The 11,418-nt window shown below is 68.5% G+C and carries 12 protein-coding genes; 5 read left to right on the top strand and 7 right to left on the bottom strand.

What is annotated here, in order from left to right:
• Positions 1–687, bottom strand: a complete 687-nt coding sequence (locus ATK74_RS04510; protein ID WP_211283281.1) for a hypothetical protein — start codon at positions 685–687, stop codon at positions 1–3.
• A 40-nt stretch (positions 688–727) separates the two neighbouring features.
• On the bottom strand, positions 728–1,792 hold the full coding sequence (locus ATK74_RS04505; RefSeq protein WP_098459925.1) for a potassium channel family protein: 1,065 nt from the start codon (positions 1,790–1,792) through the stop codon (positions 728–730).
• Between the two features lie 107 nt (positions 1,793–1,899).
• On the opposite strand from ATK74_RS04505, the gene ATK74_RS04500 reads away from it, so the two are divergent.
• The 4 genes from ATK74_RS04500 to ATK74_RS04485 all read left to right on the top strand — a co-directional run bounded on the left by ATK74_RS04500 (position 1,900) and on the right by ATK74_RS04485 (position 5,166).
• On the top strand, positions 1,900–2,523 hold the full coding sequence (locus ATK74_RS04500) for a GyrI-like domain-containing protein (protein ID WP_098459924.1): 624 nt from the start codon (positions 1,900–1,902) through the stop codon (positions 2,521–2,523).
• Between the two features lie 163 nt (positions 2,524–2,686).
• Positions 2,687–3,070, top strand: a complete 384-nt coding sequence (gene arsD / locus ATK74_RS04495; RefSeq protein WP_098459923.1) for an arsenite efflux transporter metallochaperone ArsD — start codon at positions 2,687–2,689, stop codon at positions 3,068–3,070.
• Between the two features lie 9 nt (positions 3,071–3,079).
• Positions 3,080–4,831 carry an arsenical pump-driving ATPase gene (arsA, locus tag ATK74_RS04490; protein ID WP_098459922.1) on the top strand — a complete coding sequence of 584 codons (1,752 nt, stop codon included), beginning with the start codon at positions 3,080–3,082 and terminating at the stop codon, positions 4,829–4,831.
• Entirely contained in the window at positions 4,828–5,166 is a 339-nt protein-coding gene (locus ATK74_RS04485; RefSeq protein ID WP_098459921.1) for an ArsR/SmtB family transcription factor, read from the top strand. The genes arsA and ATK74_RS04485 overlap by 4 nt, the downstream gene beginning before the upstream one ends.
• A gap of 83 nt (positions 5,167–5,249) precedes the next feature.
• On the opposite strand, the gene pruA is transcribed toward ATK74_RS04485, so the two are convergent.
• From pruA to ATK74_RS04465, 4 genes are read right to left on the bottom strand one after another with little or no spacing between them, the layout of a single operon-like run.
• Positions 5,250–6,878, bottom strand: coding sequence for an L-glutamate gamma-semialdehyde dehydrogenase (gene pruA / locus ATK74_RS04480; RefSeq protein WP_098459920.1), 1,629 nt, complete (start codon positions 6,876–6,878; stop codon positions 5,250–5,252).
• A 47-nt stretch (positions 6,879–6,925) separates the two neighbouring features.
• Positions 6,926–7,726 carry a non-homologous end joining protein Ku gene (gene ku, locus ATK74_RS04475; RefSeq protein WP_098459919.1) on the bottom strand — a complete coding sequence of 267 codons (801 nt, stop codon included), beginning with the start codon at positions 7,724–7,726 and terminating at the stop codon, positions 6,926–6,928.
• A gap of 22 nt (positions 7,727–7,748) precedes the next feature.
• Complete coding sequence (locus ATK74_RS04470; protein WP_098459918.1) at positions 7,749–8,210, bottom strand: DUF6912 family protein; 462 nt, start codon at positions 8,208–8,210, stop codon at positions 7,749–7,751.
• The gene (locus tag ATK74_RS04465) at positions 8,207–9,460 is read right to left on the bottom strand and encodes a wax ester/triacylglycerol synthase domain-containing protein (RefSeq protein WP_098459917.1); all 1,254 of its coding nucleotides are present in this window, start codon (positions 9,458–9,460) and stop codon (positions 8,207–8,209) included. Before ATK74_RS04465 ends, ATK74_RS04470 begins: the two co-directional genes overlap by 4 nt.
• A gap of 84 nt (positions 9,461–9,544) precedes the next feature.
• On the opposite strand from ATK74_RS04465, the gene ATK74_RS04460 reads away from it, so the two are divergent.
• Positions 9,545–10,042: an Rv3235 family protein gene (locus ATK74_RS04460; protein WP_098459916.1), complete on the top strand. Its 498-nt coding sequence runs from the start codon at positions 9,545–9,547 to the stop codon at positions 10,040–10,042.
• Here ATK74_RS04460 and ATK74_RS04455 read toward each other — a convergent pair.
• Positions 10,032–11,411 (bottom strand): FG-GAP repeat domain-containing protein, encoded by a 1,380-nt coding sequence (locus ATK74_RS04455; protein WP_169923735.1) that lies wholly within the window; start codon positions 11,409–11,411, stop codon positions 10,032–10,034. The genes ATK74_RS04460 and ATK74_RS04455 overlap by 11 nt on opposite strands.
• Positions 11,412–11,418: the final 7 nt, after the last annotated feature.

The following is an 11,418-nucleotide window of genomic DNA, read 5'->3' as shown; positions in this document are numbered from 1 at the left end:
TCAGCCGACCGCCCGCAACGGACTCGGCGCCTCAATAGCGCGCAACGTGCCATCGGAGGCCGGCAGCAGGACCCGGGCGCTCCGCCCGGACGGGTAGCGCTTGGAGGTCACCGAGACCTGCACCTCCTGGCTGCGCAGATGCCCATGGCCGAGCCCCAAGCCCTGCCAGCTGCGGGAGCCGATCCGGAATCGAGCCTCGGCCCGAGGCCAGTCGCCGGCCACCAGCAACACTCCGCCGCGATCGCGCAGCCGGGCCGCCAGCCGGGCGGCGTCGGCCTCGCGCACTCGTCCGGGCGGACGCAGGGCCAGCACCGGGATCACTTCGGCCAGGGCCGCGGTAGCGGCCAGCCACTGCTCACCCGGGTCGGGCACCAGCACCAGCCGTTCCAGGTTCACCCCGGCCGCCGCTGCCGCCTCCGCGGACAGGGTCGGGATCCCGACCGCGCCACACCAGTGGCCTTGGGCCGAGGCGCCGGCCAGCAGCACGTTCAGCAGCGCCCCGGAGGGGGCCAGGCAGTAGGCCGCGCCCGGTTTCAGGCCGGTCTCCCCCAGCAAGTCGGCCAGCACCGGATCCAGCCCAAAAGGCTGCTGCCGGACCCGGGCTTCGGCATTGGCCACCTGCGCACGCAGCGACGCCAGCAGCTCCGCCGGGCTGGCGGAGTTGGGGACGGCGAAGGCGGCTTTCACTCGTCCATGATCGAACGCCTGTTCGATTACGTCAAGTGGCTCACCAGCCGGTGCGGCTCGCCGAACTCCGGCCCACGGGAGCGATCTGACCCAACCGATCCAGGGCCTCGCTCACCCCGGAGACGATCAACAGCTCGCCCGCCTCCACCACTCGTCCATCCGGCGGCGTGGCCTCATACAAGCCGCCCTCGCGAAGAATCGCCATGGTGAGCACGCCCTCCCCACGCAGTTCGCCGATGGCCTTCCCGACCAGCTGACCGTCGGGGGCGGCCAGTACTTCCTCCATCCCGAAGGCGAGGCTTTGCCTGGTCAGGGCCGCGTCGATGAACTCGACCACGGCCGGACGCAAGGCAAGGTTCACGATGCGTCGCCCGGCCATCACATAGGGCGAGACCGCCCGATCGGCTCCGGCCTGCAGCAGCTTCGAGATCACGTTCTCGGCTCCGGCCCGCGCAACGATGAACAGCTCCGGGTTCAGCGCCCGCGCCGAGAGGGTCACGTAGACATTGTGAGCATCGGAGTCGATGGCACTGACCAGACCCTTGGCTCGCTCCACCCCGGCCTGACGGAGCACCGCCTCGGAGGCGCCGTCGCCATGCACCACCAGGTAGTCGTCGGCTTCGGCTCGACGCAGCGAATCCTCACCGACATCGATGACCACCACCTGGTTGCCATCCTCGACCAGCTCCCGAGCGACCATCGAGCCCACTCGTCCATAGCCGCACACCACGTAGTGCCCACTCAGCTTGCCGATCATGCGGTCCATCCGCTTGGCCCTCCTCCTGCCGCTGGCCACATCGGCCATCACGTTCTCGGCCACTACTCCGACGGTCCCGAAGATCACTCCGATCGAGGACAGCGCCATCAACATCGTCCAGAGTCGGCCTGACCAGCTCAGCTCATGCACCTCGCGGAAGCCGACCGTGGTCATGGTGGTCACCGCCATGTAGAGGGCGTCGAAGAAGCTCCAACCCTCAAGGATCATGTAGCCGAACGACCCGATCAGAGCGAGGGCGAGCACCGCCAACACCCAGCCGAGCACCGGGCGCTCGGCCACCGAAGAACTACCGGCGCGGCGTCGTTGCCCCACCCTCAAGTTCCACATGCTCGCAGCCTAGGCCGCAAAACTCACCGCCTGCTGGCAAACCGCCCCAGTCCTCTTGACTCTTCCGCGATGTGAGGGTGTCTCATGGTCGCGACGAAAGGCCGCCCATGGAGAAGATCGACTTCAAGAAATCACTGCCCAGCTACACCGCGCGCACCGGGGTGTTCGAGGTGGTCGACGTGCCACCTCTCAACTACCTGATGATCGACGGGCACGGCGATCCGAACGCCGGTGGCCCGTTCAACGAGGCGATCGGCGCGCTGTTCAGCGTCGGCTACAAGCTGAAGTTCACCTCGAAGAACGAGTTCGGCCGCGACTACACGGTGATGCCGCTGGAGGGTCTGTGGTCATCCGACGATCCGTCCACCTTCACCACGGCCCTGGACAAGTCCACCTGGGACTGGACCCTGCTGATGATGGTGCCCGACTGGATCACCGCGGACGTCTTCGAGGCCACCCGCGACGTCGTCCGGACCAAGGTGGGACCGGCCATCGACCGACTCCGGCTGGAGACCCTGGACGAAGGACGCTGCGTGCAGATCCTGCATCTGGGCTCGTTCGACGACGAAGCCGAGACCTTGCACCGGCTACACACCCAGTTCGTCCCCGACAACGGCCTACGGCTGCGCGGACGCCACCACGAGATCTACCTGTCCGACTTCACCAAGACCGCCCCCGCCAAGCTGCGGACGATCCTGCGCCAACCGATCGACGAGGCCATGCGTGGGTAGCGGTGCCCGTGGGCGGCAGCAGGAGGCGCCCCCATCGAATGGGCCCACAGCACACCCGATCCGGATGGGCTGGCGAATGCCGGTCGCTCGGATTGACGATCATCGATCCGAAGGGCCTAGAGTTGATATCGACAAACGTCAATATCAACTCTAGGAGTGCCTCATGGTCAGCATCCGTGTCTTCGAGCCGGCGCTGTGCTGCAACACCGGCGTATGCGGGGAGGACGTGGACCAGGCACTGGTGAGCTTCAGTGCCGATCTGGAGTTTCTCATTTCTCAGGGTGTCGACATCTCGCGACACAACCTGGCCAACGACACCGCAGCCTTCATCCAGAACCCAGTAGTCGCAAACTTCATCGGCGCAGTTGGATCTGAGGGGCTGCCGTTGGTACTGGTCGACAACGTGGCCGTCCTCACCGGCCGATACCCAACCCGCGAGATGCTGGTCCGCTACGCCGGTCTCGCCTCAGCTGGAGCCAAGACCCTCCCTCTTGCCACAGTCCCATCCCAGGGCTGCTGCGGCGGCCCCAGCAGCAGCTGCTGCTGAGCGGCCCCGATGCGATTCCTCACGGCACCGACCCGCTTTCTCTTCTTCACCGGCAAGGGCGGGGTGGGCAAGACCTCCATCGCGTGTGCGGCGGCACTACAGCTGGCCGAGGCCGGACGCCGGGTCCTGCTGGTCAGCACCGACCCGGCGTCCAACGTCGGACAGGTGTTCTCCCAGTCGATCGGCAACACCATCACGGCCGTGACCTCGGTCGCCGGACTGGACGCGCTGGAGATCAATCCAGAGCAAGCCGCCGCGGCTTACCGCGAGCGGATCATCGGCCCTGTGCGAGGTTTGCTGCCGAAGAAGGAGATCGAGTCGATCACCGAGCAGCTGTCGGGTTCGTGCACCACCGAGATCGCCTCATTCAACGAGTTCACCGGGCTACTCGCCGATCCATCGCTGGTCGCCGACTACGACCAGGTCGTTTTCGACACCGCCCCGACCGGGCACACCATCCGATTGCTCAAGCTCCCCGGGGACTGGACCGGTTTCCTCGACGCCGGCAAGGGCGACGCATCCTGCCTCGGCCCGCTGTCGGGCCTGGAGAAGCAACGCGCGTTGTATGCGGGAGCAGTGCAGACCCTGGCCGACCCGTCGGTGACCAGCCTGATCCTGGTGGCCCGCGCTCAGGCCTCGAGCCTCGCCGAGATCGCCCGGACGGCCGACGAACTGTCCACTACCGGGATCAAGCCTCGCGGTGTCGTCATCAACGGCGTCCTGCGCGCCGGGACGGCAGGTGCCGACTCCCTTGCCGCCGCCGTTCGGAAGCGCGAGCAGGCGGCGATCGCCGGCATGCCCGCCTCACTGGCCGCCATCGGCCGGGACATCATCGAACTCAAGCCCGAGAACATGGTCGGCCTCCCGGCCCTTCGGTCCCTGCTCGATGCCACCACAGCGACCCCGCCAAAGGCAGTGCCGCCAAGCCTTGGCGACCTACCCGGGTCGCTGGATACCCTGATCGATGAGCTCGCCGCCGATGGCCACGGCCTGATCATGTGCATGGGCAAGGGCGGAGTCGGCAAGACCACCATCGCCGCCGCGATCGCCACCCGTCTGGTCGCGTTGGGTCACCCCGTCCACCTCACCACCACCGATCCGGCCGGACATCTGGAGAGCACCCTGGGCGAGGCAGCGGCCTCGGCCGGCCTCACAGTCTCTCGGGTCGACCCTGCACAAGCAGTTGCGGACTACCGCAGCCACGTAATGAACACCAAGGGGAAGCTGCTCGACGACGCCGGCCGAGCGGTGCTTGCCGAAGACCTCATGTCGCCATGCACAGAGGAGGTAGCGGTCTTCACGCAGTTCTCCCGCCTGGTCAACCAGGCCCGCAGCGGCTTCGTGGTGATGGATACGGCCCCGACCGGACACACGCTGCTGCTCATGGACGCCGCCGGCTCCTACCACCGCGAGGTCATCCGCAACATGCCAAGTGGCGCGGACTACACGACCCCGATGATGCGGCTACAGAACCCCGGGTACACCAAGATCCTGCTCGTCACTCTCCCCGAAACCACCCCTGTCCTCGAAGCTGGCGTCCTTGAGGACGACCTTGAGCGAGCCGGGATTCGGCCCTGGGCATGGGTCATCAACCAGTCACTCGCCGCCACGAAGACCAGTTCGGTTCTGCTCCGGTACCGGGCCGGACAGGAGAGCGGCCCGATCGACGCCGTCCGAAAGCGTGCGGGCCGGCTCGCGATCGTCCCCTTGCTCGATCGAGAACCGATCGGTCGCACCGGCCTCTCTCAGGTCGCACCATGAGCCGGACTCTGGCGACCATCGAATGCGCTCCGGCATCATCAGCACAGCTCATGTCAGCCGCCGAAGCCGAACTGCTCGCGAACTTGCTGAAGGCGCTCGCCGATCCAGTCAGACTTCGCCTACTGCGCCTGGTCGCAGAGTCCCCGGGCACGACCGCGTGCGGCTGCCATCTGCCCGCAGCATTGGGGATCTCGCAACCCACCCTCTCTCACCATCTGAAGAAGCTCATCGACGCTGGTCTCCTGATCAGGGAACAGCGCGGACGGTGGGCCCACTACCGGCTCGCAAGCACGTCCTTGGACCCTGTGCAGGGGCTCCTGGACACCTGCCGCTGAGCACCCGAGCACCCACTCGCCACGAGGGACCTCGCCAGCGTCACGCCGGCGAGGCGGCGGACGATCCTGCGCCAACCGATCGACTAGGCCATATGCGGGTAGCCGGTGCCCGTGGGCGGCAGCAGGTTCTCCTTGATCGAGCGCGGGCTGACCCAGCGCATCAGGTTCCACAGTGAGCCAGCCTTGTCATTGGTGCCGGACGCGCGGGAGCCGCCGAAGGGCTGCTGCCCGACCACGGCGCCGGTGGGCTTGTCGTTGACGTAGAAGTTGCCGGCCGCGTGCCGCAGTGCCGTCGAGGCCTGCTGGACCGCGGTCCGGTCGGTGGCGAAGATCGCCCCGGTCAGCGCGTACGGCGAGGCCTGGTCGACCTGGGTCAGCACATCGGCATAGCGGTCGTCGTCGTAGACGTGGATGCCCAGGATCGGCCCGAAGTACTCGGTGGCGAAGATGTCCTGGGACGGGTTGTCCGAGGTGATCAGGGTCGGCCGGATGAACCAGCCCTCGCTGCGGTCGTAGCGGCCACCGGCGACGATCTGGGCATCGGCGGACGACCGGGCCTGCTCGATGGCGCCGGACAACTTGGTGAACGCCCGTTCGTCGATGACCGCAGAGGTGAAGTTGTGGAAGTCGCGGACGTCGCCGACACTCAGCGCCTCGGTCTGGGCGATCAGGTCGTCACCGATCACCTTCCACAGGCTGCGCGGAATGTAGGCCCGGGAGGCCGCCGAGCACTTCTGCCCGGAGTACTCGAATGCGCCGCGGATCAGGGCCGCAGTCAGCGCCTCGGGATCGGCGGACGGGTGCGCCACCACGAAGTCCTTGCCGCCGGTCTCGCCGACCAGCCGCGGGTAGGCCCGGTAGCCGGAGATGTTGGCACCGACCTGCGACCACAAGCCCTGGAAGACCCTGGTCGAGCCGGTGAAGTGGATGCCGGCCAGTTCCGGATGGCTCAGCGCCACGTCGGAGACCTCCGAGCCGTGGCCGGGCAGCATATTGATCACACCGTCGGGCAGGCCGGCCTCGATCAGCAGCTCCATCAGCAGGTCGGCAGCCAGGCTCTGGGTCAGGGCCGGCTTCCAGATCACCGTGTTGCCCATCAGGGCCGGGGCGGTCGGCAGGTTGCCGGCGATGGCCGTGAAGTTGAACGGGGTGATCGCGTAGACGAAGCCGTCCAGCGGCCGGTAATCCATCCGGTTCCAGACCCCGGGCGAGTTCTGCGGCTGGTTGGCGTACAGCTCACGGGCGAAGGCCACGTTGAACCGCAGGAAGTCGATCAGTTCGCAGGCCGAGTCGATCTCGGCCTGCTGGACGGTCTTGCCCTGGCCGAGCATGGTGGCCGCATTCAGGAGCGCCCGCTTCGGCCCGGCCAGCAACTCGGCGGCGCGCAGGAAGATTGCGGCCCGCTCGTCGAAGGGCATGGCGGCCCAGTCGGCCTTGGCCGCGACCGCGGCCTCGATGGCCTCGGCAGCATCGGTTGCGGTGGCCTGGTGGACGTTGGCCAGCAGGGTGGAATGGTCCGAGGGCATCCGCACCTCATGGACGGGAGCAGCCACCGAAGCGGCAGCCACTCCACCGATCACCGGCAGGACTTCGCGGGTATCAGCGGCCAGCTCGGCCAGCTCGATCTCGATCGCGGCCCGCTCCGGACTCCCCGGGGCGTAGGTGCGAACAGGCTCATTGACAGGACCAGGAACAACGGTGATGGCATCCACACGGCGACTTTACGCCCAGCCGTCTCCTGAGGCCGAATCGCAGCGAATCAGCTAGCCGCAGCCTCGTCCCGACGTTTCTTGGCGGCTTCCACCGACGCTTTGAGCGCGGCCACCAGGTCGACCACCTGGCCACCGGTGTCGGCCGGCGCAACCGCCTCCGGCGGGGCCACACCCTCCAGCTTGGCGTTGATCACCTCGGTGAGCGCCTCCCGGTAGTCGTCGGTGTAGGCGGCCGGATCGAACTCACCGAACAGCTGATCGATCAGCAGTTCGGCCATCGAAATCTCGGCATCGCTGACCTTCACCTCGGCCTCGGGGGCCGCGAACTCGGTGTCCCGCAGCTCGTCGGGCCACAGCATGGTGTGCAGCCGCAGCACCTCTCCGACCGGACGGATCAGGGCCAGCGACTCTTTGTTGCGCAGGGCCACCTTCACCACCGCGGCCCGCCCGGAGTCGGCCAGGGCTCGGCGCAGCAGGACGTACGGCTTCAGGCCGGCTTTCTCCGGGGCCAGCAGATAGGTGCGGTCGAAGTAGATCGGGTCGATCTCGGCCAGGTCGACGAACTGCTTGACATCCACGGTCTTGCCCTCGGCGGCGGGCAGCCCGGCGAAGTCGTCCGGCTCCAGGATGGCCATCCGGCCGTCCTCGGCCTCATAGCCCTTGGCGATGTCGGCGAAGGCCACTTCCTGGCCACACACCTCACAGACCCGCTGGTAGCGGATCCGTCCACCGTCGGACGAATGCACCTGGCGGAAGCTGATATCGCGCTCCTCGGTGGCTCCGAAGACCTTCACCGGGATGGTGACCAGGCCGAAGGAGATGGCGCCCTTCCAGATCGATCTCGGCATCCCACTCCCCTCGATTGCCCGATCACTTCTGAATCAGTGCACCCCATTCCGCCGCCCCGTGCCAGAGCAGGTCAGCATTCTCCAGTAGCGCCACCACGGCCGGATCTTCCCAGGCCTGGGCCAGGGAGAGCCCGCGGGCGGCCTCCGCGGCGGCTGGCAGGGTCGGCTCGGCGGCATCGTCGGCGAAGATGGCCTCGACTGCGGAGTAGGCGAGGCCGGCGACCCGTAGCTCACCGAAATCCGGATCCCCGGACGGTTCGCCGCTGCCCTCGACGACGGCGATCAGCCGGACGCCGTGCGCGGCCAGACCGGCAACCGAGGCCACCAGCAGCGCAATGTGCTCGGCATCCTCATCGTCGCTGGTGTCGAAGGCGGCGCGCAGCCCCGCAGTCGCCGAGAACGCCGGACGGGGCTGGTCCAGCCGGCCGTCGCCGGCCCAGGCGGCCAACTCCGCCGGTGTCACCGGCACGAACAACAGGCTCACCTGGCCTCCTTGAGCAGGGTGGAGAGTTCGGCGGCCAGGTCGTCGGCCCAGCCGTCCAGGGCGCGGGTGGACATCGCGGCCAGACTGACCCGTCCGCGATAGCTGGTCACTGCCACCGAGAGCTCTTCGGCATCGGTGAGAGACGTGCAGCCGAACACCTCCTCGACCAGAGCCGTGCCCAGATAGCGAGCCCGTTGCGGCCCGGGGACATCGGCGACCAGCACCTGGTGGGCCCGGCCGGCTCCGACGCTCCCGGCGGTTACAGCATGCAAGGTGGGCGGCGCGAATCCGGCCAGCTCGACCAACTCCGGGACCCGGACGCTGTGTCCGCTGTCGGCGCGCACCCGAGTCAGAGTGGCGATCGCCGACAGCCGCTCGACGGCCGAGGCCTCCGAGACCGGCAGCGACAGCCACGACGGCGCGATCCGGCAGCCGATCGCCGACTCCAGTACGGCCGGCTCGCTGACGGCCAGCGGGACCAGTGCCACCGGATCGGTGAGCGTCCGGCCGAGCCGTCGGGCCTGCCCTCGCAGTCCGGCGGTGACTAGGGCCAACACCACGTCGTGGACTGTGCAGGCGAAGCCGTTGCGGACCACCTTCAGCGCGGCGAGTTCCACTTCGGCGACCGCCAGCTGTGCGGAGCGCCCGGCGAGCGTGACGGTGCGGACGGCGTTCTCGACCAGCCCGAACAGCCCACCGGCTACCCCCTGGGCGGCCTGCAGCGGGTCCCGTAGACCGGCTAGCGCCGCCCCCAGGCCGGGCGCCGGCTGCGGCTCCCAGGACGACTCGGGGCCGATCTGTGCGGTGGGCCGTTCGTCCAGCAGCTCCTGCAGCAGATGGACGTGGTCGTAGCCGTCGACCAACGCCGGATGACACCGGAACACCAATGCCTGTTGGCCGGGCGCGACCTCGTCCAGCAGAACCGCCTGCCACAGCGGGTGCTCGTCGTCCAGCGGGTCGGTGAGCAGGTCGGCCAGCCACTGCTCAAGAGTCTGATCGGCCGGCAGTCGCTGTTGCCGGACGTGACCGGCCACGCTGAAGGTGGGGTCGTCCACCCAGGCGGCGATCGGCCAGCCTTCGACCCGGCGTCGGAAGCGCGGCGCGTAGCCGATCCGCTCACCGATCCTTGCGATCAACTCGGCTCTGGACAGGCCGCCGGCCAGCAACAGGACGAATGCCTGCTGCCAGGGCTGCGTGGGTTGGTCCCGGGCCAGCAACGCTGCCTCGGTGACCGAGACGAACTCGCTCACGGCTCAACCCTACTCATCCACAGCTTTGCCGGATCGCCTGTTCGATGCGTTCCCCGGCGGGCCAAGCTGAGCCCAGGAGGATGCATGGATCCCAGTCAGGCCAGATGTCGGCCCGCGCCCAGCTCGTGGCCGCCGGTGATCCCGCTATTCGAGCCGGCCCCACTCCCCTCGCCCGACCAGCCACTGCTGCCGTGGCTGAACGCACCCGAGGTGATCGACGCCACCGCCTTCGTCCCGGCCCAGAACCGGCGGATCGCTCGCGACCTGGCCAGTGCCGTTGTCGAAACGCTCAGCGGACGGCGTCCACTGCATCAGCTGGAGCCCTGGCTGAGCCCGGACGTGCTGCGCCTGGTCGGATCGATCCGGACCAGTCCGGCCAGCCGTCAGCTGAGCCTGCTGTCGCTGCGCACTCAGCAGCCGCGTGCAGGGGTGGTCGAGGTGGCGCTACATCTGCGCCAGGCCGGACGGTCCAGGGCCGCGGCGGTACGGCTGACCCGGCTGGAGGGAGGATGGCGGATCACTCAGCTGGCGATCGCGCTGGATCCGCCGACCGTGCACGACGCGGGTCGGCTCAGTCCGTGAGCGGGCTGAGCGCGATCGTCCCCTCCTCGTTGAGCAGAAGGCCGTCCGCGGCCACGGTCGAGGCGGTATAGGGCGGCGGCACTCGGAAGATCCTGGCCGCGACGCTGTCCTCGGTGCGGCTGGGCGCAGCCACGATCAGCGTGTCGGCCTGGGCGGGTCCGGTTCGCAGGCTGCCGACCACCGCCCCCACCAGTCCCATCTGGGTGGCCCGACCGCCCAGGACACCGCCCTCGGCCAGCCGCGTGGCCGGACAGTCGGCTGCGGCAGTGAGCGGGATGATCCAGGACGCTCCGGCCCCGGCGACACCGTCCACATCCTCGCCGAAGGCCCCAACCAGAAGCCCGGGTGCACCATGGCAGACCTTGATCAGGGCCACCGACGAACCGAACTGCTCACCTTCTGCGGGCTGAGCCGACAACTCGGACGATGTCTGGTCGATCATTCGGGCGCTCCCAAAAGAACCCGGAGTGAACACCAGCACCGCTCCGGCGCCGGCCGCACCGACCTGGCGGCCCGGGAGCCCCGCAGCCGCATAGCCATCGGTGATGGCGACACTGGCCCCCAACCGATCACCGGAGGCGGGCCCATTGCCGCGCCGCGCAGGATCGAGGGTCTCGAGCCGCCCGCGGAACGCTCCACCACCCTGGTAGGTGGCCACGAACACGGCACCGGCGTCTGTGGCCGAACCGACGTCCTTGCCCGGCACTCCCACCAGCAACGTGTTCCGGCTCGCTGCCAATGCAGCACCGAACCGGTCGCCGGGACGGGACTCGCCGGTCAGCGAGCGTTGGCTGAGGACGGCCGCACCATCGATCGGCAACCCGTCAGGGCCGATCCGGAAGGTGGTCAGTGCGCCATCGTCCCCACTCCCGCCACCGGCAACGACCAGCAGCTTGTCGGGCGTGGTGAGCAGCGCCGGCGTGCCGCCGACACCGGCAACCGGGTAGCGCCGGGCCTCGGCCACTCGCAGGCCGTCCTTCGACCCGAAGATCAGGTAGATCGCCGAGCCGCCGCCACCGACGGTGGAGTCGACCACGACCAGGTCGCTGAACGAGTCAGAGTTCAGGTCCGCGGCCAGGACCCCGTCCCCGAACCCGCGCACATTGTCGTCGCTGGGGTCTGCCGGACCACCGGCGTCAGTGCGCTCGAATCCGGCCTTGCCCCCCGAGCCGTACTCGACGACGACTCGGCCATGGGTCGATCCGATCCCGAAGACCAGATCGGCCCGGCCGTCCCCGTCGAAGTCGGGGACGGCGTCACTGGGCCGGACGGCGGCGGATGCAGGCTGAGTGGGCACGGCCGAGTGGCTGCAGCCGACCTGCACCAGCGCCAGCGCTGCAGCAGTCAGCAACACGCCGGGTGACCGCACCCCGGAA

The sequence above is a fragment of the Propionicimonas paludicola genome (genome assembly GCF_002563675.1).
Taxonomy (GTDB): domain Bacteria; phylum Actinomycetota; class Actinomycetes; order Propionibacteriales; family Propionibacteriaceae; genus Propionicimonas; species Propionicimonas paludicola.
This window is presented reverse-complemented; position numbering and strand designations above follow the sequence as displayed.